The sequence below is a fragment of the Youngimonas ophiurae (nom. illeg.) genome, assembly GCF_049803795.1.
Classification (GTDB): domain Bacteria; phylum Pseudomonadota; class Alphaproteobacteria; order Rhodobacterales; family Rhodobacteraceae; genus Thalassobius.
Genome location: NZ_JBNAGJ010000007.1, coordinates 68,575 through 90,722 on the forward strand (window position 1 = coordinate 68,575; position 22,148 = coordinate 90,722).

A 22,148-nucleotide genomic window follows, 5' to 3' on the forward strand; every position below is an offset into this window, starting at 1 on the left:
GGCGGGCTGTCTGGCTCTTTCGTTTTCGCGCCCCCAGCGCTATCGTTCGGGCAGGAGACGCAAAACATGCAACAAAAACCAGAGCATATCCTAGGCCAGGGGGGCGAGCTGAACGATGCCGTTTGGCTGGATGTGCTTGAGGCCGTGGATAAAACCTATGCCGATCTGGTCGAATATCAGGAAAAGCTGGAGACGCGGAACAACGAGCTTCAGGCTCTGCGCCGGTTTCTGGGCTCGATTCTGGCCTCGATCAGCGATTACCTGGTGGTTGTGGAACGCGACGGGCAGATCAGCAACGCCAGCGCCAGTTTCTGCAAGGCGGTGGGGCTGGAACGCGCGCTGCTGGACGGGCATGGCGTGGCCGAATTCTTTGACGGGGCCGAGCGCGACAAGCTGATGAGCGCCATGCGCGATGCGATCCAGCGCCGCGAAGAGGCCACGGTCGAGGCGCTGCTGACCACGCCCGCCGGGCGCGACCCGGTGGAATTTCGGATCGCGCCGCGGCTGGATCGACGCCGCAAGGGGATTGGCGCGGTTCTGACGGGCCGCCCGCTGGGCGAGCTGCGCCGCGCCTATTCCGAGCTGGAGGAAAGCCACCACCAGCTGAAGGAAACCCAATCGCAGCTGGTGCGAAATGAAAAACTGGCCTCGCTGGGCCGTCTGCTGGCCGGGGTCGCGCATGAGCTGAACAACCCGATCAGCTTTGTCTATGCCAACACCCATTCGCTGGAAAAATACGCCAGCCGGTTCGAAACCTATTTCGAACGCGTGCAGGCCGGCGCGTCTCGGGATGAGCTGATCGCGCTGAGGGCCGAACTGAAGCTGGACCGCGCGGTCACCAATCTGCGCGATGCGGTGCAGGGCGCGCGCGACGGGGCCGAGCGGGTGCGCGATATTGTCGAGGATCTGCGGCGGCTCTCGGCCGAGGGCTCGGGCGAGATGCTGAGCTTCGATCTGGTCGAATGCGCCCGCGTGGCCGCCAATTGGGTCAGACGCGGCAGCAAGACGGCGCTTACCCTGAATTTCCAAGGACCCGCCGTCGTAATGGCCATCGGCCGCCCCGGTCATATCCAACAAGTGCTGATGAACCTGGTGCAGAACGCCGTGGATGCGATGGCCGGGCAGGACGATCCAACGATCACGTTCCAGGCCGGATACGAGGGCGACACGGCCTTTCTGGGGCTGCGCGACAACGGTCCCGGCATTCCGGCAGAGATCGCGCAGACGATCTTTGATCCGTTTTTCACCACCAAGGACGTGGGGCAGGGCACCGGGCTGGGCCTGTCGATCTCGCATAAGATCGTCGAGGAGCACGGCGGGACGCTGGCCCTGTGCGAACAGATCACCGATGGCGCCTGTTTTCGGATCACATTGAAACGCGGGGATGACGGATGAATATCCTGTGGCTGCAATCGGCCGGGTGCGGGGGCTGCACGATGTCCCTGCTGTGCGCCGAAGACCCGAACCTGATGGACTTGCTGGCGGGCGCGGGGCTGGAGTTTCTCTGGCATCCCAGCCTTAGCGAGGCCTCGGGCGATGAGGTGCGCCGCCTGCTGCACGCGATCGAGACCGGCGCGCAGGCTCTGGACATTCTGTGTATCGAAGGCGCAATCGCCCGAGGCCCGCGCGGGACGGGGAAATACCACATTCTGGCGGGCACCGGGCGGTCCATGCTGGACTGGGTGCAGTCCCTGTCGGCCAGGGCGCAGCATGTGATCGCCGTGGGCACCTGCGCCACCTTTGGCGGGGTGACAACCGCGGGGGAAAACCCCTCGGATGCGGTGGGCGTGCAATATGACGGCTCGCATAAGGGCGGGGTTTTGCCTGCGGGGTTCACCTCGCGTAGCGGGCTGCCGGTGATCAATGTGGCGGGCTGCCCGACGCATCCGGACTGGGTGACGGAAACGCTGATGCTGCTGGCCTCGGGGGCGATGGGGGCGCAGGATCTGGACGGGTTCGCGCGGCCTCGGTTCTATGCGGATCATCTGGTGCATCACGGCTGCCCGAAGAACGAGTTCTACGAATACAAGGCCAGCGCCACCGAACTGTCCGAGATTGGCTGCATGATGGAGCACCTGGGCTGTATCGGCACGCAGGCCGTGGGCGATTGCAACATCCGGTCCTGGAATGGCGAGGGCAGCTGCACGCGTGCCGGATACCCCTGTATCAACTGCACCGCCCCCGAATTCGAAGAGCCCGGACACGGCTTTACCGTTACGCCGAAATTCGCCGGGATCCCGGTGGGGCTGCCCTCGGATATGCCCAAAGCCTGGTTCATGGCGCTGGCCAGCCTGTCCAAGGCCGCCACGCCCGAACGTATCGGCACCAACGCCACGTCGGACCGGATCACCGTGCCGCCCAGCCTGAAGAAACCCAAACCATGAGCGAAACCTCTTTGTTGGTTGGCCCATTCAACCGTGTCGAAGGCGATCTGGAAATCCGGCTTGAAATTGAAAACGGGCGGGTCGCGGCGGCCTATGCCAATTCGCCTTTGTATCGGGGCTTTGAGCGGATGATGCCGGGCAAAGACCCGATGGATGCGCTGACGATCACGCCTCGGATTTGCGGTATCTGTTCGATCAGCCAGTCGATGGCGGCGGCGCTGGCGCTGGCGGATGCGGCGGGGACAGAGCCGGCACCGGAAGGCGCCCGCGTGGCGGCGCTGTTGCACGCGGTGGAAAACGTCTCAGACCATCTGACCCATTTCAACCTGTTCTTCATGCCCGATTTTGCGCGCGCGGGATATGCCGGACGCCCCTGGCACGCGCGCGCCGTGGCCCGGTTCACCGCAATCGAGGGCAGCGCCCTGCGCGCCGCAACCGAGGCGCGGGCCAGGCTGCTGCATATCGTGGGGATGCTGGGCGGCAAGTGGCCGCATACCCTGGCGATTCAGCCCGGCGGTGTCACCCGCGCGGTATCAGCGCGCGATAAGGTGCGGATCGCGGCCAGCCTGGCGGGTTTTCGGCGCTATCTGGAGGGGGTTTTGCTGGGCGCTCCGGTCGAAGAATTCGCCGCGCTAAGCACGGTCTCGGATCTGGCGCAGTGGCGGCGCGGGGATGTGGGGCTGTTTCTGGAAATCGCCGCCGATCTGGATCTGGCCCATTCGGGGCGCGGGTCGGGGCGCTATCTGTCGTTTGGGGCCTATCCGGGGCCCGATGGCACGGCCTTTGCGTCCGGTTTATGGGACGAGGATGCGCGCCCGCTTGAAACCGCGCAGATCACCGAAGACCTAAGCCACGCCTGGATGCTGGGCGATACGGCGCATCCCAAAGACGGCCAGACACGCCCCGATGAGGACATGCGCGATGCGGCCTATAGCTGGTGCAAGGCCCCGCGTCTGGCAGGGCAGAGCTATGAAACCGGGGCTTTGGCGCGGCAGGTGCTGGATGGGCATCCTCTGGCGCTGGCCCTGACGGCCGAGGGCGGGGTGCGGGCCCGTGTCATCGGCCGTCTGCTGGAACTGGCGCGCACGCAAATCTGGATGGAATCCCTGCTGAACCGCATCGACCCCGCGCAGCGTTTCATGGATAAATTCACCGTCCCCCGCGATGGCGAGGGCGAGGGGCTGGTCGAGGCCGCGCGGGGCGCTTTGGGCCATTGGCTGCGGATCGAGAACGGCAAGATCGCCCATTACCAGATCATCGCGCCGACCACATGGAATTTCAGCCCGCGCGATGCAACGGGCACCCCTGGTCCGGTCGAGGCCGCTTTGGTGGGCGCGCCTGTCCATGAAGGGGAGCAAACCCCGCTGAGCGTGCAGCATATCGTGCGCAGTTTTGACCCTTGTATGGTCTGCACGGTGCATTGATGCAGGCCCGGCAGATCAGGGTGCGCGGGCAGGTGCAGGGGGTGGGGTTTCGTCCTTTTGTCTGGCAGATGGCGCAGCGATTTGGCGTGCAGGGGCGCGTTCTGAATGACCCCGAAGGCGTGCTGATCTATGCGATGGCTGCGGATTTGCAGCCCTTTTTGGATGCCTTGCACACTCAGGCCCCGCCTTTGGCGCGCGTTGACGGGCTGGAGCAATCCGACTGGCCCGATGCTCAGGCGGATGGATTCGCGATTGCCGCTTCAGAAGGGGCGGGGGCGGAGACGCGGGTTACTCCGGATGCGGCCACATGCCCGGCCTGTCTGGCGGAAATCACGGATTCGTCCCAGCGCCGCTTTGGCTATGCTTTTGCCAATTGCACCCATTGCGGGCCGCGTTTCTCTATTTTGCGCGCGCTGCCCTATGATCGGGGGCAGACGACGATGGCACCGTTCCAGATGTGCGCCCAATGCCGGGCCGAATATGAAAACCCGGCTGATCGCCGGTTCCACGCGCAGCCTGTGGCCTGTGCCGATTGCGGCCCGCGCCTATGGACCGAGCCCCCCTCAGAGCACCCGATCCGCGCTGCGGCTCAGGCTTTGCTGGACGGGCAGGTCGTGGCGATCAAGGGGCTGGGCGGGTTTCATCTGGCGGTGGACGCCACGAATGCGCAGGCGGTGGCCCTGCTGCGCGCGCGCAAACGCCGCCCGCACAAGCCTTTTGCCCTGATGGGAACCGAGCCGATGATCGCTGGCTATGGTGCCCCGTCCGAAGCCGAATGGGCCTTGCTGCGCGACCCTGCCGCGCCCATCGTTTTGCTGCGCGCCGCGGGGCTGCCTGAAATCATTGCGCCGGGTCAGGCGCGGCTGGGCTGGATGCTGCCCTATACGCCGCTGCATCACCTTCTGATGGCTCGGATCGGCCGCCCCTTGGTGATGACCAGCGGCAACCTGTCCGGCGCGCCGCAGGCGATTGGCAATCAAGAGGCGCTGCACAGTTTGCGGGAATTCGCTGATCTGTTCGTGCTGCATGATCGCAAGATCGCCCGCCGGCTGGATGACAGTGTTGAGCAGATCACCCCCCATGGCCCCATGGTGCTGCGCCGGGCGCGGGGGCGGGTGCCGGGGACGCTCCCCTTGCCCAAGGGCTTCGAGAACGCGCCGCAAATCGCGGCCTATGGCGGGCAGATGAAATCGGCGATTTGCCTGGTCAAGAACGGGCAGGCTTTGCTGGGGCATCACCTGGGCGCGCTGGACAATCCCCTGACCTATGACGCGTTCTTGCAGGCGGATGCGGATTATGCCGATCTGTTTGACCATCGGCCAGAGCTGGTGGCCTGCGATCTGCACCCTGATTTTCGCGCCTCGCAATTTGCGCGCAGCAAAGGGCTGCCGGTGGTCGAGGCCCAGCATCACCACGCGCATCTGGCCGCCTGTCTGGGCGAAAACGGCTGGCCTTTGAAGGGGGGCAAGGTTGCGGGCATTATTCTGGATGGGGTGGGGCTGGGGCCCGATGGCACCGTCTGGGGCGGCGAGATTCTGGTGGGCGATTATCACGGATACGAACGCGCAGCCTGGCTGAAACCCGCGCCGCTGATCGGCGGGGACATGGCCGCGCGCGAGCCCTGGCGGAATGCTCTGGTGCGGCTGGATCAGGCGGGGCTGTCGGACTGGGCGGATACGGTATTTGCGGACAAGCCGCTGGCGATGGCCCGCCATGCGGCGGCGAAGGGGCTGAATGCGCCGCTGTCCTCGTCTGCGGGGCGTCTGTTCGATGCCGTGGCGGCGATCCTGGGGATCTGCCCGGACGGCCAAAGCTATGAGGGCGAGGCCGCGATGCGGCTGGAGGCGCTGGCGCGGGCCTCGGGCGGTTTGCGCCGATGGAATCCCGGCCTTGAATCCCCGATCAAGACGAAAGAGCTGGGGCCGATTGACCCGTCAGAGATGATCCGGTCCCTGGTGGCTGGGGTGCAGGCCGGTGCGGCAACCGAGGATCTGGCCTTCGCTTTCCACCTGTGGCTGACACGCGCGACCGAGCGGGCCGTCATGACCGCGATGGCCCTGCATCAGCTGGACACCGTGGCGCTGTCAGGCGGCTGTTTCCAAAGCGCCCTGCTGACCGAGATGATGCAAAACACCCTGTCCGATCAGTCCGGTCTGTCTGTTCTGGCGCATCACCGCACCCCGGCCAACGATGGCGGATTGGCGCTGGGCCAGGCCTTGATCGCGGCGGGCGCGCGGTTGGGGGCGGGCGGACAATAGCGGAAATTTTGTGACCACCTAGGAGGATCATCTGGTTGTCGCCGTGCCGGATGCGGGTGCGGAATCCCTTGCGAATTTACGTGTAAATCCCTGAAAATAATCGAATAAACCAAATTCTGGCGCGCGGGTGCATTCCTTTGGAATCGCTCGGGTAAACCTGTTTGTCTGCAATCGGATCGGTGTGTGCCATCGCATACGCCCGAAATTCGACCAGCAGGGAGGGACCGCCTTGAGCCAGATTGAAACCTTTTATGACGTGATGCGGCGGCAGGGGATTACCCGGCGCAGCTTCATGAAATATTGCTCGCTGACGGCAGCGGCGCTGGGGCTTAGCCCCGCCTATGTGCCCAAGATCGCCCACGCGATGGAGAATAAGCCCCGCACGCCCGTCATCTGGGTGCACGGGCTGGAATGTACCTGCTGTTCGGAAAGCTTCATCCGCTCGGCCCACCCGCTGGCCAAGGACGTGGTTCTGTCGATGATCAGCCTGGATTACGACGACACGCTGATGGCCGCCGCCGGCCACGCCGCCGAGGCTGCGTTCGAGGACACCATCCAGAAATACAAGGGCAACTATATCCTGGCCGTCGAGGGCAACCCGCCCCTGAACGAGGATGGCATGTTCTGCATCTCGGGCGGCAAGCCCTTTGTCGAAAAACTGCGCCACGCGGCCAAGGACGCCAAGGCGATCATCAGCTGGGGGGCCTGTGCGTCTTATGGCTGTGTGCAGGCGGCCAAGCCGAACCCGACGCAGGCCACGCCCGTCCATAAGGTCATCACCGACAAGCCGATCATCAAGGTGCCCGGCTGCCCGCCGATTGCCGAGGTCATGACCGGCGTGATCACCTATATGCTGACCTTTGACCGCTTGCCGGAACTGGACCGCCAGGGCCGCCCGGCGATGTTCTACAGCCAGCGTATTCACGACAAATGCTATCGCCGTCCGCATTTCGATGCCGGTCAGTTCGTCGAAACCTGGGACGACGAAAACGCGCGCAAGGGCTACTGCCTGTATAAAATGGGCTGCAAGGGCCCGACCACCTATAACGCTTGTTCAACCGTGCGCTGGAACGAGGGCGTCAGCTTCCCCATTCAATCGGGCCACGGCTGTATCGGCTGCTCCGAGGATGGGTTCTGGGATCAGGGCAGTTTCTATGACCGCGTGACGGACCTGACGCAATTCGGCGTGGAAAAGAACGCGGATGAAATCGGCATGGCCGCCGCCGGGGCCGTGGGGGGCGCTGTGGCGATTCATGCCGCCGTGTCCGCGCTGAAGGCTGCGCAAAAGAAAACACAAACTCAGAAAGAGGAGGCCTAAGCCATGACCATGACTCCGAACGGCTTTGACCTCGATAACACGGGGCGCCGCATTGTGGTGGACCCGGTCACCCGGATCGAAGGCCACATGCGCTGCGAAGTGAACGTGGACGATCAGGGCGTCATCCGCAACGCGGTCAGCACTGGCACCATGTGGCGCGGGCTTGAGGTGATCCTGAAGGGCCGCGATCCGCGCGACGCCTGGGCCTTCACCGAGCGTATCTGCGGTGTGTGTACCGGCACCCACGCGCTGACCTCGGTCCGTGCGGTCGAGGACGCGCTGGGGATCACCATTCCCGATAACGCCAACTCGATCCGCAACATCATGCAGCTGAACCTGGAAATTCACGATCACGTCGTGCACTTCTATCATCTGCACGCGCTGGACTGGGTGAACCCGATCAACGCCTTGCGCGCGGACCCCAAGGCCACGTCCGAACTGCAACAGATGGTCAGCCCCAGCCACCCGCTGTCCAGCCCCGGCTATTTCCGCGACGTACAGAACCGCCTGAAGAAGTTCGTGGAATCCGGCCAGCTGGGTCTGTTCAAGAACGGCTACTGGGACAACCCGGCCTATAAGCTGCCGCCCGAGGCCGACCTGATGGCCACCACCCACTATCTGGAGGCGCTGGACCTGCAAAAAGAGATCGTCAAGGTCCACACGATCTTTGGCGGTAAGAACCCGCACCCTAACTGGCTGGTGGGCGGCGTGCCGTGCCCGATCAACGTGCATGGCAATGGCGCGACCGGCGCGATCAACATGGAACGGCTGAACCTTGTCAGCTCGATCATCGACAAATGTGACGAGTTCAACAAGAACGTCTATCTGCCCGATGTGGTGGCCATCGGCGGTTTCTACAAAAGCTGGCTCTATGGTGGCGGTCTGTCGTCCAAGGCCTGTCTGGCCTATGGGGACATCCCCGAAAACCCCAATGATTTCAGCCCCGAGCAACTGCACCTGCCGCGCGGCGCGATCATCGACGGTGATCTGACCCGCGTCCATGATGTGGATCCGCGCGACCCCGAGCAGGTCCAGGAATTCGTGGACCATTCGTGGTACGATTACGGTGAGCCGGGCAAAGGTCTGCACCCCTGGGACGGCATCACCGATCCCAAATTCGAACTGGGCCCGAACGCCAAGGGCACCAAGACCAACATCAAGGAACTGGACGAGGCCGCGAAATATTCGTGGATCAAGGCCCCCCGCTGGCGCGGTCACGCGATGGAGGTCGGTCCGCTGGCGCGCTATATCGTCGGCTATGCCAATGGCCACGAGGACATCAAGGATCAGGTCGATGGCCTGCTGCGCACGATGGACCTGCCGGTCGAGGCGCTGTTCTCGACCCTGGGCCGCACGGCGGCCCGCGCGCTGGAAAGCGAATATTGCGGACGTTTGCAGAAGTACTTCTTTGATAAGCTGGTCACCAACATCAAAAACGGCGACGAAAGCACGGCGAATGTCGAAAAATGGGACCCCAGCACCTGGCCGAAAGAGGCCAAGGGCGTCGGCATGACCGAAGCGCCGCGCGGCGCGCTGGGGCATTGGATCAAGATCAAGGACGGCCGGATCGAGAACTACCAATGCGTGGTGCCCACCACCTGGAACGGCAGCCCGCGCGACACCAAGGGCAACATCGGCGCCTTCGAGGCCAGCCTGATGAACACGCCCATGGAACGCCCTGACGAGCCGGTGGAAATCCTGCGCACCCTGCACAGTTTCGATCCGTGCCTGGCGTGCTCGACCCACGTGATGTCGCCCGATGGTGACGAACTGACCACCGTCAAAGTGCGCTAAGGAGGACAGACCATGAAATACGCAGCACTCGCAGTTTTTGCATCCGCTTCGGCGGCCATGGCCCACACGGGCCACCCCGTGGTTGCCCCCGGCGCCGAAGGCCATGCGGTGACGCATAGTCTGATCGGATTGGCGCTGGTGGCGGTCGCGGCGGTTGGGGTCTATCTGCTGCGCCGTCGCCGGGCCGAGGACTAAGCCCATGTCGGACACGATCCATACCCCCAACCGGGACGGTCCCGCGCCGCTGGAGGCGGCCCGGCTGACCGGCGATGCCACCGCCGAGGATATCGAAAGCATCCGCCGCCGCACCTCGGTCTATGTTTACGAAGTGCCGGTGCGCCTGTGGCACTGGCTGAATGCACTGGCGATTCTGATCCTGATCGGCTCGGGGTGGTTTATCGCCTCGCCCCTGCCCTCCATGCAGATCGCCGAGGCCACGCATCAGTTCGTGATGGGCTATATCCGGTTCGCCCATTTCGCGGCGGGGCAGGTGCTGACGGTGCTGTTCTTTGGCCGGATCTACTGGGCGATCGTGGGCAACCACCACGCCAAGCAGATGTTCTATGTGCCGATCCTGAACAAACACTGGTGGCGCGAGATCCTCTTTGAGCTGCGCTGGTACATGTTCCTGGAAAAAGAACCCAAGAAATACGTCGGGCATAACCCGCTGGCGCAGATCGCGATGTTCTTTTTCATGACGCTGGGGATCACCTTCATGCTGCTGACGGGCTGGGCGCTCTATGCCGAAGGCGCGGGCAAGGACAGCCTGTCCGATCAGGCGATGGGCTGGCTGATTGCGCTGGTGGGCAATACGCAGGTGCTGCATTCCGTGCACCATCTGGGCATGTGGGCCATCATCGTTTTCATGATCGTCCACATCTACGCGGCCATCCGCGAGGACATCATGAGCCGGCAGTCGATGGTCTCGACCATGATTTCGGGGCATCGCACGTTCAAGGACGACCGGCCCGAATAACCCGAGTCACCTAAAAGGCCGAAGGGCGGGCGCAGGGCGTCCGCCTTTTTTCTTTCCAGTTTTGTGAGTAAGTGGTTTATAGCTATCCATTCAGGATGACCTTGTATGCGGCGGTATTCTAGAAAATGTATGAAAAACAATGATTTGATAGTTTTTGCGGCAATCTGGAAAAAGATCATTCGGGCTGCATGAAAAGGTTATTGTCACCCTCAGCCACAAGCGGAAACAGCATTGCCGCACCGCAGCTAGGGAGGGAGCACATGTCAGACACCGTTCTGATCCTGGGTATCGGAAACGTCCTTTGGGCCGACGAGGGCTTTGGCGTGCGCTGCGTCGAGACCCTGGCGGCCCGCCATGCTTTTGACGATAATGTGCGGCTGCTGGACGGGGGCACGCAGGGGCTCTATCTGCTGCCCTTTCTGGAAGAGGCCGACATTCTGGTCGTGTTTGATGCGGTCGATTACGGGCTGACGCCCGGCACGCTGAAGATCGTCGAAAACGACGCGGTGCCCGCCTTCATGGGCGCCAAGAAAATGAGCCTGCATCAGACCGGGTTTCAGGATGTGATCGCGACCGCGCAGCTGATGGGCTATTGCCCCGAAACGCTGCTGCTGATCGGCTGTCAGCCCGAAGAGCTGGAGGATTACGGCGGCGGGCTGCGCGATGCCGTGGCGGCTCAGATTCAGCCCGCGATCCAGATTGCGTTGGAATATCTGGCGGCGCGCGGCATCCATGCCCGCGCGGGTCAGGGCGATGACAGCCTGCTGGCCGATGCCTCGATTCTGCGGGGCGCTTATGAAGACGGCCGCCCCAGCGCCGAGGAAGCCTGCCGCACCGGCGACGCCCGGTTTTTCCCCGAGGAGGCCTGAACCATGTGCCTGGGCATTCCCATGCAGATCACCAGCGTGACGGGCATCGCGGCCCAGGCCACCGATGGGCGTGACACCGCGCTGATTGACCTGTCGCTGACTGGCCCTGTGCAGCCCGGCACCTGGGTGCTGACCTTTCTGGGCACCGCGCGCGAGGTGATCAGCGCCGAGGAGGCCGCCAAGATCAGCGCCGCCCTGGATGGGTTGCGCGCGCTGATGCAGGGGGGCGATCTGGGCGACGCTTTCGCCGATCTAGAGGCCCGCGCGCCCCAACTGCCCCCACATTTACAGGCCGCGCTGGACGCGGGCGACCCCACAGCCTGAGAGACTCAAACCATGACTCACCCTTTGATTGCCCGACTGACCGATGACATGTGCTGGCCCGCGCTGGACGACTGGCCCACGCTGGAGACCTATACCGCGCAGCCCGGCACCCACGCTCTGTTCGTCCCCGGTGACCCGAAACGCAATCTGGAAACCGCGGATGTGGCCGTGATCCTGCCCGAGCTGAAAATGGCCTTTCAGGGGCTGTTCGATTGCGCCGTGGTGGGCAACGGGATCGAAACCAAACTGCGCGAGCAGACCCGCGTTCTGAAAACCCCCAGCCTGATTTTTTATCGCGATGGCCAGATGATCGGAGCCATCCCGCGGGTGCGCGACTGGGATGAATATATTGCCCGGATCAAGCAGATCCTGGCTCAGCCCGCGCTTGCCGACTAACGGAGGACACAAGATGGTCAGCAATTTCCACATGCCCCCGATGGGCTATGGCCCTGGCTCGCAACCGCCCGAGGAAGACGGCAAAGAGCTGGAATATATGCCGATGCCGCAAGACATGCGGTCTTACTCGCTGCATGTGCCAGAGGTCGAGGGCGACATTTCCGCCGGTCTGGAGCTGCTGGCGCAGATGTCGGCGGCCTGTGGCCGCGTGGCCGAAGGCGGGGTGAATGAACGGCTGGACCTGTCCGGGCTGAACGCGCAAAACCGCGCTCTGATCGCTGAAACGCTGGGCGAGGGCGAGGTGTCCGTGCGGATGCACGGCATTCCCGCCGTGGCCGCGCAGGAAAGCGTCTTTGCCGGGGTCTGGTCCCTGCGCGGGGCGGATGTGGACGCGGTGGAAATCGGCCCCATCCCGCAGATGGCGCTGGACCGTGCGTTTGATCCGCGCAAACCCGCCCTGGGCGCGCTGGCCCCGAAACCGGCGGGCGTGGTGAATGCCCCCGCGCTGCTGGTTGAACTGATGGACAAATCCGCCGGCTTCTCGGATCAGGCCGAACTGCATGTGATCAACCTGACCCTGCTGCCGCATACCGAACCCGATCTGGAATGGCTGGACACGGCGCTGGGGCAGGGCTCGGTTGAGATTCTGTCGCGCGGGTATGGCAATTGCCGGATCAGCGCTACGGGGCAGGCCCATGTCTGGCGCGTGCAGTTTTTCAACTCGATGGATGTGCTGATTCTGGACACGTTCGAAGTGACCCGCCTGCCCGAGGTTGCCCTGGCCGCCCCCGAGGATCTGGCCGACAGCGCCGAACGCATCCGCGAAGTGATGGAGGCGATCCGATGAGCGGTTTCGAAGGCTCGTTCCTGGGCGCGCAGGACAAGATCAGCCCCAAGGCGATCATGGAGTGCAAAATCTGCTGGACGCCGTATGACCCGGCCGAGGGCGACGACACCCGCCAGGTGCTGCCCGGCACCCCGTTCCTGGACCTGCCCGACGATTGGTCCTGCCCCAATTGCGACGCGCCCAAAGAGCAGTTTCTGGTCTCTGAAGACCCCGGCGCGCAGGACGTGCTGGAGGCGCAGCTGATCAAGAACCGCACCGATCTTCTGGAAACCGATTTCACCGAGGTCTGGCACGCCAAGATGCGCGACGTGCCCATGGTGAACAAGGTGCTGCATGTGCAGGCTGTCGGCTGGCAGATGTATCAGGGGCGGCCCTTGGGGGTGCTGATCAGCCCGTGGTTCATGAACCTGGTGATGCTGCCCGCCAAGGACGAGGATTGGTCGGGTCTGGTGGCCGGTGCGAAGGAAGACATCTCTTTTGCATCAGGGACTTACGAATTCATCCACAATGTCCGGGATATGGTGGGCGGCTACAAGGCGTGTTCTCTGTTCTCGCCCATGGGCGAATTCAAAACGCAGGCACAGGCCGTGGATGTGGCCAAGGCGGTGATGGTCGCGCTGTTCGATTCGGAAAACATGGCCCCGACTGATCGTCAGGCCGACATCCGTGCCGCGCGCGAGGCTGAAATCGCTGAAAACACGGCTGCCGCCGAGGCCGAAACCCCCACCGAGCAAGAGCCCGAAATCCCCGTTCTGGCCTCGCGTCGGCAGGTGCTGACCGCCGGGATAAGCGAAAGCTGACCGATGCTGGACCGCCCCGATCATACGCGCTTGATTGCCCGGCCCGCCAAGGTCCTGCCGGTGGCGCAGCTGGTGCGGGGCAAACGGATTGAAGAGGTTGCCGACCTGTTGCCGCGTCTGTTTAATCTGTGCCGTGCGGCGCAACGGGCGGCGGTGCGCGCGGCCCTGGGGCTGGAGGTGACGGCGGCGGATATGCAGGCCGTCCGCCGGGAAATTCAGCGCGAGCACGAGCTCCGTCTGTCTGTGTTGCTGCCCCTCGCGTTCGGGCTGCCGGCGGGGGAGGGGCTCAGGCTCTTTCCGGCCACGCCCCAGCAGTTCGAAGCCTTCATGCTGTCGGACGATCCGCTGGCCCGGCTGCTGCGCCGTGTGGGGCGCGTGTTCGGCCCCGGCCGGGCGGTGGCGCAGGGGTTGGAACTGCCCACAGCAGAGAACGGTTTTACCCCCGGCGCGGTTGAGAACTCGGTTGCGGCGCGGGTTGCGCAGGATCCGGTGATGCGCCATGTGCAGGCGCGCCATGGACGAGGGCCGCTGTGGCGCACCGTGGCGCGTGCAGTTGAGCTGCGCAAACTGACCGAGGGCTGGCAGCCGCGGATTCAGCAGACGCCTTGGGGGGTGCTGGCCCCCGCGGCGCGTGGGGTCTATGCGCTGACCGCGACATTGGGAAATGACCGGGTAGAGACGTTCCACCGCGTCACGCCAACCGATCATTTGCTTGCCTCGGGCGGTATTCTACAGGCATCATTGGACACCCTGCCGGACCGGGCCCATGCAGATAAATTGCTGGCCATTCTGGACCCGTGCAGCCCCGTTACCCTGACCGAGGTGCCCGCCCATGCATGAGATGTCACTGTGTGAAGGCATTCGCCAGGTGATCGAGGATCAGGCCCGCAGCCATGCGATCTCGGCGGTGAAATGCGTGCGCGTGGAAATCGGCCGCTTTGCCGGCGTGGAAAAACCGGCGCTGGAGTTCGCCTTTGACGTGGTGATGCGCGGCAGCGTGGCCCAGGGCGCGCGGCTGGAAATGCTGGACCTGCCCGGCCGGGCCATGTGCTACGATTGTGTGAAAGAGGTCGAAATTGCCGACCGGCTGGACCCATGCCCCGATTGCGGGGGCGGAAAACTGATGCCCGTTGGGGGCGATGAAATGCGGATCAAGGATCTGGAGGTAATCTGATGTGTACAGTTTGCGGATGCGGTGACAGTTCGGTCGAGGGGCACAGTCATTCTCATACCCATGATCATCCTCATGGCCATACCCATGACATTCATTTTGGCCACGGCCCGGCTGGCGTGGACGTGGCGGGGATGTCTCAGGACCGGCTGATCGAGATCGAGACGGATATTCTGGCGAAAAACGACCGTTATGCGATGGCCAACCGCGCCATTCTGAAGGATCGCGGGATTTTCACGGTGAATCTGGTCAGCTCGCCCGGATCGGGCAAAACCACGCTGCTGTGCAAGACGATCGAGGCGCTGGGGGATACACCTCTGGCGGTGATTGAGGGCGATCAGCAGACTGCGAATGACGCCGAGCGCATCCGCGCCACGGGCGCTGCCGCCGTGCAGGTCAACACCGGCAAGGGCTGCCATCTGGACGGCCACATGGTTGGCCACGCGATGGAGCATCTGCCGATGCAGCCCGGCTCGTTCTTGTTCGTGGAAAACGTCGGCAATCTGGTCTGCCCGGCGGGGTTCGATCTGGGCGAGGATTGCAAGATCGCCATCCTGTCCGTGACCGAGGGCGAGGATAAACCCCTGAAATACCCCGATATGTTCACCGCCGCGCGGATTGCCTTGCTGAACAAGGTGGATCTGGCCCCGTATTGCGACGTGGATCTGGACCTCTACGAGGCAAACCTGCGCCGCGTGAACCCGGCCATTGAAATCATCCGCGTCAGCGCCCGTACGGGCGAAGGCATGGACACCTGGCTGACCTGGCTGCGCGACAATCTGGCGGCCAAACAGACTGACCGGGCGGCAGAATAATGACCCAGGCCGCCCCCACCATCCTGCTGGTCGATGACGAGGAACACTCGCTGGCGTCCATGCGCATGGCGCTGGAGGACGATTTCGACTGCCTGACCGCGCATAACGCGGACGAGGCAACCGCGCTGATGGAGGAACATTTCGTTCAGGTCATCTTCTGCGATCAGCGGATGCCGGGGCGCACGGGCGTGGAATTCCTGACCGAGGTGCGCGACCGCTGGCCCGAAACCGTGCGGATCATCATCACCGGCTATACTGAAACCAATGACATGATCGCGGCCATCAACGATGCGGGGATTTACCAGTTCCTGACCAAGCCATGGCACCCCGATCTGCTGGTGATGACCGCCAAGAACGCCGCCGATCTGTTCCGCCTGAACCGCGAGCATGATCGTATGTCACTGGAAATGCGGTATCTTTCGCGCTCGGCTGAAACCAAGCTGGATGAGAAACGCAAGGCGCTGCGCGAGGGGTTGGGCTTTGAAAACGTGCTGCGCGGGCCGAACTCGCCGATGAACGCAGTGATCGCGCAGGCCCGGCAATTCGCCAGTTTCGATGTGTCCGTTCTGATCACCGGCGAGCCGGGCACAGGCAAAACCGATCTGGCACGGGCGATGCACTACAGCTCGCTCCGCTCGGACCGGCCGTTTCATGAGATCAACTGCATCGGCGTGGATGATGACATTCTGGAACTGGAACTGTTCGGCGCGCGCCGTGGGGCCCTTCCCGGTGTGCAATCCAACAAACCCGGCCTGCTGCAAAAGGCCGACCGTGGCACGCTGTTTTTGAACGGGATCGCCGATCTGTCTCCGAAAATGCAGCTGGCGCTGGTCACGGTCGCGACCGAGGGTGCCTTTCGCCCCTTGGGCAGTCACGAAATGGTGCGCTCGGATGTGCGCCTGCTGGCGGGCAGCGCACGCGATCTGCGTCTGGACGTGGCCGAAGGCCGGTTCCGCGGCGATCTGTATTTCGCGCTGGCCAAGACCACGCTGACCGTACCGCCCTTGCGTAACCGGCCCGAGGACATGCCGATCCTGGCCCAGCATCTGCTGTTCGAGGCCGCCGGCACCCACGGCAAGCAGGTCTATGGTCTGTCGGATGACGCGTTGAAATTTCTGGAAAATTACGACTGGCCCGGCAACCTGCGCGAGCTGGAAAATGAAATGGTGCGGATGTTGGTGTTCAGCCAGGATCAGCTGCTGGGGCCCGAGCTGATCTCGCGTCATATTTTGCAGGCCGCGCCTTCGGATGCGCCCGGCATCACACCCGTGGACATGGTGCTGGAGGGCGAGGGCACGCTGAAAGACCGCGTGGAACAGATCGAGATGCGCATCCTGCGCGAAACTCTGACCCGCCTGAAATGGAACAAAAGCCGCGCCGCCAATGAACTGGGCCTGTCCCGTGTCGGGCTGCGCGCGAAAATCGAACGCTACGGGATTGCCGAACCGGGCAAACCCGCGCTGACCCCTGAGGAGGAATAAACCCATGTGCTTAGGCATTCCCGGCCAGATCGTGGCCATCACGGATGAGGCGCGGATGATGGCCATGGCCGAGGTCTCGGGTGTGCGCCGCGAGGTCAACGTGGCCCCCATCGCCACCGGCGCGCTGACGGATGTGGTGGGCAAATGGGCGCTGATCCACGTCGGTTTCGCCATGGCCGAGATCGACGAGGCCGAAGCCGCCGCCACGCTTGAGGCCCTGCGCGGCCTGGGCGAAGCCCAAGAAACCCTGGAGGCAATGGCCGCAGGCGACGCCGCATTGGAGCAAAGCGCATGAAATACGCCGAGGAATTCCGCGACCCCAAGGCCGCCAGAGCCCTGCTGGATGCCATCGCCAAGGTGGTGGGCCAGATCGGCGCGACGGCCGAAAACCCCGTCCACATCATGGAAATCTGCGGCGGCCACACCCATGCGATTTTCCGCTATGGGCTGGATAAACTGACGCCCGAGGGCATCGAGTTTATCCACGGCCCCGGCTGCCCCGTCTGCGTTTTGCCGATGAGCCGCGTCGATGAATGCGTCGAACTGGCCGAACGCCCCGAGGTGATTTTCACCACATTCGGCGATGCGATGCGCGTCCCCGGCACGCGCAAATCCCTGATGCAGGCCAAGGCCGAGGGCGCCGATATTCGCATGGTCTATTCCCCGCTGGACGCGCTGGAACTGGCGCGGCGCAACCCGGATCACGAGGTCGTTTTCTTTGGGCTTGGGTTTGAAACCACCACGCCCTCGACCGCGTTGTTGATCCAGCAGGCCGCGCGCGAGGGGCTGACGAATTTCACCGTATTTTGCAACCACATCACCGTCCCGCCCCCGATCAAGGCGCTGCTGGATGACCCTCATATGGTGCTGGACGGGTTTGTCGGGCCGGGGCATGTTTCGATGGTGATCGGCACGCATCCCTATGATTTCATTGCCGAAGAATACGGCAAACCGATCGTTGTGGCCGGGTTCGAACCGCTGGATCTGCTGCAATCGGTGCTGATGGTGCTGGAACAGATCCGCGACGGGCGCGCTGAGGTGCAGAACCAATATGCCCGCGTGGTGCCCGAACATGGCAATCCGGTCTCCATTGCCGCAATTCAGGACGTATACGAACCGCGCCCCAGTTTCGAATGGCGCGGGCTGGGCGAGATCGACGCCAGCGGGCTGCGGATCCGCGAGCGCTATAAAACCTATGACGCCGAGGAAAAATTCGGGATCGGCTATGCCGCCGGCCCGCGCGTGGTGCCCGAGCCCGAAGGCTGCGCGTGCGGTCAGGTGATGACCGGCCGGATGAAACCCGTGCACTGCCCGCAATTCGGCACGGGCTGCACCCCGGAAATGCCGCTGGGGGCGCTGATGGTCAGCTCGGAAGGGGCCTGCGCGGCCTATTACCAATACGGAGGCGTCCGGGCCGTGGCGGCGGCGCAATGAATATGGCGCAGCGGCCGCTGTCCCGTTTGCGCGATGAGCGCGTCACCCTGGCCCATGGCGGCGGAGGCAAGGCGATGCGGGATCTGATCGAGGACGTGTTCACAGCGGTGTTTCAGCCGGATGGGATGGAGGATCAGGCTCGCCTGACCGCCCGCGCTCTGGCCGAGCCCGGCGCGCGCCTGGCCATGACGACGGATAGTTTTGTGGTGGATCCGGTGGAATTTCCCGGCGGGGACATCGGGAAAATCGCGGTCTGCGGTACGGTCAACGATCTGGCGGTGGGCGGCGCGCGGCCCTTGTATCTGACGGCGGCGTTCATCATCGAGGAGGGCACCGAAGTGGCCCTGCTGCGCCGGATCGTGGCCTCGATGCAGGCCGAGGCGGAAAAGGCGGGCGTGCGGATCGTCACCGGCGACACCAAGGTCGTCGGGCGCGGTATGGCCGATAAGGTCTTTGTCACCACGGCGGGTGTTGGCGTGATCCCGCCGGGGCGCCAGCTAGAGGCAGGGCTGATCCGGCCTGGCGATGTGGCTATCGTGAACGGCGTTCTGGGCGATCATGGCGCGGCGATCCTGGCCGCGCGGGGGGATATGGCCTTGTCCGCTGAGATCCTCTCGGATTGCGCGGGGCTGGGGCATCTGATGGAGGATGTCCTGTCTGCCGCCCCCGATGTGCGGGCGGCGCGGGATGCGACACGCGGCGGAGTGGCCTCGGCGCTGAACGAAATGGCCGAAGCGGCCGGCGTGGCCATCGAGATCGAAGAGACCGCGCTGCCGATCCGGCCCGAGGTCAAAGGCATGTGTGAAATTCTGGGGTTGGACCCGCTGTATCTGGCGAATGAGGGCACGCTGGTGCTGTTCGTTCCCGCCGATCAGGCCGAGGCGGCCCTGGCGGCCATGCGCGCGCGCCCCGAGGGGCAGGGCGCGGTGGTCATCGGCAGGGCGCTGACAGGTGGCGAGCCGGGCCGGGTAACGATGCGCACCCTGTTCGGCGGGGCGCGCATCGTGGACATGCTGGTCGGCGAGCAATTGCCGCGAATCTGCTAAGCCCGCTTTGCCGGTCAGGCTGCGGTTGCCTCGAATCCGGCGTCCTTGATGGCCGCCAGCAGCGCGGCCGCGTCGTCGGCGCTGTCAATCTCAACCGTGCGGGCGTCCATGTCGAATTCCAACAGGGCGGTCGGGTCGGCATCGGTCACGGATTTCTCGATTTTGGCGGTGCACTTGCGACAGTTCATACCGGGGACGGCGAATGTGGGCATTTTGAATCTCCTTATTGTCTGGCAGATGGGGCCTTCCAGTGGGGGAAGGTCAAGCGGTTTTCGAAATTTCACGCGGGGGCTTGACCTTCCATCTAGTGGAGCCCTTATCTGAAAGGCCTGCACGGCACGGAAGGGTCCGACATGAGCACGCAAACCGCACAAATCCAGATCGAAGGCATGACCTGCGCCGCCTGCGTGGGCCGGGTCGAGAAAGCCCTGAGCGACACGCAGGGCGTGTCTCAGGCGGCTGTGAACCTGGCTACGGAAAGCGCCCTGGTCACCTATGAGACAACGGATGGGCTTACCGATGTTCTGGCTGGGCTGGCACGCGCGGGCTATCCGGCGCGGACGCTCGCCGCGCTGTTCGATGTCGAGGGCATGACCTGCGCCTCCTGTGTGGGGCGGGTTGAACAGGCGCTGGCCGATCTGCCCGGCGTAACCGGCGTGGCGGTCAATCTGGCCAATGAAACCGCGCAGGTGTCCTATGTTCAGGGCATAGCAGAGACAGCGCAAATGCAGGCTGCCATGGCTGCGGCGGGCTATCCGGCCAAGCCGCGCGATACCGGCGCCAAACTGCATGAAAACCGCAAAGAGGAAGAGGCCCGCCAGCAACGCGCCCGGCTGATTTTGGCGGGGCTGCTGACCTTGCCGGTTTTTGTGCTGGAAATGGGGGGGCATCTGGTGCCGGCCTTCCATCATTGGGTGCACATGACGATCGGGCAGCAGGCCAGCTGGATTTTCCAGTGGGTGCTGACCTCGGCCGTGCTGATCGGGCCGGGGCGGCAATTCTATACCAAGGGCTTTCCGGCGCTGGTGCGGGCCCAGCCCGATATGAACTCGCTGGTCGCGGTGGGCACGGCGGCGGCCTATGGGTTCTCGGTGGTGGCGACCTTCGCGCCGGGGCTGCTGCCCGAGGGTGCGCGGGCCATTTACTATGAATCGGCGGCGGTGATCGTGGTTCTGATCCTGCTGGGCCGATTTCTTGAGGCCCGCGCCAAGGGCCGTACCGGCCAGGCCATTCGCAAACTTCTGGGGCTGCGTGCCACCACTGCGCGGGTGCTGCGCGATGGCACCCCGCAGGACATTCCCGCCGAAGAGATCCTGACCGGCGACATCGTGCTTGTCCGCCCCGGCGAGCGCCTGCCCGTCGATGGCGCGGTGACCGAGGGCAGCTCGTATGTGGATGAAAGCATGATCACGGGCGAGCCCGTCCCCGTCGCCAAATCCCCCGGCGATCAGGTGGTGGGCGGCACGGTGAACGGCACCGGGGCGCTGCAATTGCAGGCCACCAAAGTGGGCAATGACACGATGCTGGCGCAGATCATTCGGCTGGTCGAGCAAGCCCAGGGGGCCAAGCTGCCGATTCAGGGCGTCGTGGACCGGATCACGCTGTGGTTCGTGCCTGCGGTGATGGCTGTGGCGTTGCTGACGGTTTTGGCCTGGCTGGTGTTCGGGCCGGCCCCGGCGCTGCCTCATGCGCTGGTGGCCGGGGTTGCCGTGCTGATCATCGCCTGCCCCTGCGCGATGGGGCTGGCCACGCCGACCTCGATCATGGTGGGTACGGGGCGGGCCGCTGAAATGGGTGTTCTGTTCCGCAAGGGGGATGCGCTTCAGGCGCTGTCCGGTGTGGATGTGGTGGCACTGGACAAGACCGGGACGCTGACCATGGGCGCCCCGGCGCTGACCGATTTCTCTGTGGCCGAGGGTTTTGAGCGCAGCGATGTGTTGCGCAAGATCGCAGCGGTCGAGGCGTTGTCCGAACACCCTATTGCCCGCGCCATCGCAGAGGCGGCGGACAGCCCGTTGCCGCAGGTCGAGAAGTTCGGCTCGGTCACGGGCTACGGCGTTCTGGGCACGGTCGAGGGCGCGCGGGTGATGATCGGTGCAGACCGGCTGATGCTGCGCCGTAAGGTCGAACTGGGCGCTTTGCAGCAGGTCGGCAAGGATCTGGCCGCTGCGGGGAAAACGCCGATTTATGCGGCCATCGACGGGCGGATTGCGGCGGTGATCGCGGTGTCGGACCCGGTGAAACCGGCCAGCGCGGGGGTGATCAAGGCCCTGCACGCACGCGGGCTGCAAGTGGCGATGATCACCGGCGACAATGCCGCGACAGCTCAGGCCATCGCGGGCGAGCTGGGCATTGATCACGTGGTCGCCGAGGTGCTGCCTCAGGGCAAGGTTCAGGCGCTGGACAGCCTGCGCGCGGGCGGCAAAACGCTGGCCTTCGTGGGGGACGGAATCAACGATGCCCCCGCGCTGGCCCATGCGGATGTGGGAATTGCCATCGGCTCGGGGACGGATGTGGCGATCGAAAGCGCCGATGTGGTGCTGATGTCGGGCGATCTGCGCGGGGTGGTGAATGCCTTTGGCCTGTCGGCGCGGGTGATGCGCAATATCCGGCAAAACCTGTTCTGGGCCTTTGGCTATAACACCGCGCTGATCCCGGTTGCGGCGGGCCTGTTTTATCCGCTGTTCGGCTGGCAATTGTCCCCGATGCTGGCTGCTGGCGCCATGGCCATGAGCAGCGTTTTCGTACTGACCAACGCTTTGCGTCTGCGGGCGGCGCGGCCGGATATGCCCTTGGAAACGAAAGGATAAC

The 22,148-nt window shown here is 64.0% G+C and carries 22 protein-coding genes; 21 read left to right on the plus strand and 1 reads right to left on the minus strand.

Annotation, left to right across the window (positions count from 1 at the left end; all coding sequences use genetic code 11):
- Positions 1-66 precede the first annotated feature (66 nt).
- From ACP15O_RS14690 to hypE, 20 genes are all read left to right on the plus strand, one after another.
- The gene (locus ACP15O_RS14690) at positions 67-1,395 is read left to right on the plus strand and encodes a PAS domain-containing sensor histidine kinase (protein WP_425096872.1); all 1,329 of its coding nucleotides are present in this window, start codon (positions 67-69) and stop codon (positions 1,393-1,395) included.
- Positions 1,392-2,384, plus strand: coding sequence for an NADH-quinone oxidoreductase subunit B family protein (locus ACP15O_RS14695; protein ID WP_425096873.1), 993 nt, complete (start codon positions 1,392-1,394; stop codon positions 2,382-2,384). Before ACP15O_RS14690 ends, ACP15O_RS14695 begins: the two co-directional genes overlap by 4 nt.
- Positions 2,381-3,808, plus strand: a complete 1,428-nt coding sequence (locus ACP15O_RS14700; RefSeq protein ID WP_425096874.1) for a nickel-dependent hydrogenase large subunit — start codon at positions 2,381-2,383, stop codon at positions 3,806-3,808. The genes ACP15O_RS14695 and ACP15O_RS14700 overlap by 4 nt, the downstream gene beginning before the upstream one ends.
- Entirely contained in the window at positions 3,808-6,066 is a 2,259-nt protein-coding gene (hypF, locus tag ACP15O_RS14705; protein WP_425096875.1) for a carbamoyltransferase HypF, read from the plus strand. The genes ACP15O_RS14700 and hypF overlap by 1 nt, the downstream gene beginning before the upstream one ends.
- A gap of 229 nt (positions 6,067-6,295) precedes the next feature.
- Positions 6,296-7,384, plus strand: coding sequence for a hydrogenase small subunit (locus ACP15O_RS14710; RefSeq protein ID WP_425096876.1), 1,089 nt, complete (start codon positions 6,296-6,298; stop codon positions 7,382-7,384).
- Between the two features lie 3 nt (positions 7,385-7,387).
- Positions 7,388-9,178, plus strand: coding sequence for a nickel-dependent hydrogenase large subunit (locus ACP15O_RS14715; RefSeq protein ID WP_425096877.1), 1,791 nt, complete (start codon positions 7,388-7,390; stop codon positions 9,176-9,178).
- 12 nt (positions 9,179-9,190) lie between these two features.
- The gene (locus ACP15O_RS14720) at positions 9,191-9,373 is read left to right on the plus strand and encodes a hypothetical protein (protein WP_425096878.1); all 183 of its coding nucleotides are present in this window, start codon (positions 9,191-9,193) and stop codon (positions 9,371-9,373) included.
- A gap of 4 nt (positions 9,374-9,377) precedes the next feature.
- Positions 9,378-10,154: a Ni/Fe-hydrogenase, b-type cytochrome subunit gene (gene cybH / locus ACP15O_RS14725; RefSeq protein WP_425096879.1), complete on the plus strand. Its 777-nt coding sequence runs from the start codon at positions 9,378-9,380 to the stop codon at positions 10,152-10,154.
- A gap of 260 nt (positions 10,155-10,414) precedes the next feature.
- Entirely contained in the window at positions 10,415-11,023 is a 609-nt protein-coding gene (locus tag ACP15O_RS14730; protein WP_425096880.1) for a HyaD/HybD family hydrogenase maturation endopeptidase, read from the plus strand.
- A gap of 3 nt (positions 11,024-11,026) precedes the next feature.
- Positions 11,027-11,347, plus strand: a complete 321-nt coding sequence (locus tag ACP15O_RS14735) for a HypC/HybG/HupF family hydrogenase formation chaperone (RefSeq protein WP_425096881.1) — start codon at positions 11,027-11,029, stop codon at positions 11,345-11,347.
- Positions 11,348-11,359: 12 nt separating this feature from the next.
- Positions 11,360-11,743, plus strand: coding sequence for a thioredoxin domain-containing protein (locus ACP15O_RS14740; protein ID WP_425096882.1), 384 nt, complete (start codon positions 11,360-11,362; stop codon positions 11,741-11,743).
- Positions 11,744-11,756: 13 nt separating this feature from the next.
- Positions 11,757-12,590, plus strand: coding sequence for a hydrogenase expression/formation protein (locus ACP15O_RS14745; RefSeq protein WP_425096883.1), 834 nt, complete (start codon positions 11,757-11,759; stop codon positions 12,588-12,590).
- Positions 12,587-13,390 (plus strand): [NiFe]-hydrogenase assembly chaperone HybE, encoded by an 804-nt coding sequence (gene hybE / locus ACP15O_RS14750; RefSeq protein WP_425096884.1) that lies wholly within the window; start codon positions 12,587-12,589, stop codon positions 13,388-13,390. The genes ACP15O_RS14745 and hybE overlap by 4 nt, the downstream gene beginning before the upstream one ends.
- A 3-nt stretch (positions 13,391-13,393) precedes the next feature.
- A complete protein-coding gene (locus tag ACP15O_RS14755; protein ID WP_425096885.1) occupies positions 13,394-14,230 on the plus strand; it encodes a hydrogenase expression/formation protein HupK in 837 nt (278 codons plus the stop codon).
- A complete protein-coding gene (gene hypA / locus ACP15O_RS14760; protein ID WP_425096886.1) occupies positions 14,223-14,564 on the plus strand; it encodes a hydrogenase maturation nickel metallochaperone HypA in 342 nt (113 codons plus the stop codon). Before ACP15O_RS14755 ends, hypA begins: the two co-directional genes overlap by 8 nt.
- Positions 14,564-15,376: a hydrogenase nickel incorporation protein HypB gene (hypB, locus tag ACP15O_RS14765; protein ID WP_425096887.1), complete on the plus strand. Its 813-nt coding sequence runs from the start codon at positions 14,564-14,566 to the stop codon at positions 15,374-15,376. Before hypA ends, hypB begins: the two co-directional genes overlap by 1 nt.
- Complete coding sequence (locus ACP15O_RS14770) at positions 15,376-16,857, plus strand: sigma-54-dependent transcriptional regulator (protein ID WP_425096888.1); 1,482 nt, start codon at positions 15,376-15,378, stop codon at positions 16,855-16,857. Before hypB ends, ACP15O_RS14770 begins: the two co-directional genes overlap by 1 nt.
- 4 nt (positions 16,858-16,861) lie before the next feature.
- On the plus strand, positions 16,862-17,152 hold the full coding sequence (gene hypC / locus ACP15O_RS14775; RefSeq protein WP_425096889.1) for a HypC/HybG/HupF family hydrogenase formation chaperone: 291 nt from the start codon (positions 16,862-16,864) through the stop codon (positions 17,150-17,152).
- Positions 17,149-18,291 carry a hydrogenase formation protein HypD gene (gene hypD / locus ACP15O_RS14780; protein ID WP_425096890.1) on the plus strand — a complete coding sequence of 381 codons (1,143 nt, stop codon included), beginning with the start codon at positions 17,149-17,151 and terminating at the stop codon, positions 18,289-18,291. The genes hypC and hypD overlap by 4 nt, the downstream gene beginning before the upstream one ends.
- Positions 18,288-19,337, plus strand: coding sequence for a hydrogenase expression/formation protein HypE (hypE, locus tag ACP15O_RS14785; protein ID WP_425096891.1), 1,050 nt, complete (start codon positions 18,288-18,290; stop codon positions 19,335-19,337). The genes hypD and hypE overlap by 4 nt, the downstream gene beginning before the upstream one ends.
- A 14-nt stretch (positions 19,338-19,351) precedes the next feature.
- Here hypE and ACP15O_RS14790 read toward each other — a convergent pair whose 3' ends face one another.
- Positions 19,352-19,549, minus strand: a complete 198-nt coding sequence (locus ACP15O_RS14790; protein ID WP_425096892.1) for a cation transporter — start codon at positions 19,547-19,549, stop codon at positions 19,352-19,354.
- 141 nt (positions 19,550-19,690) lie between these two features.
- Here ACP15O_RS14790 and ACP15O_RS14795 point away from each other — a divergent pair, with 141 nt between their 5' ends.
- Positions 19,691-22,147: a heavy metal translocating P-type ATPase gene (locus ACP15O_RS14795; protein WP_425096893.1), complete on the plus strand. Its 2,457-nt coding sequence runs from the start codon at positions 19,691-19,693 to the stop codon at positions 22,145-22,147.
- Position 22,148: the final 1 nt, after the last annotated feature.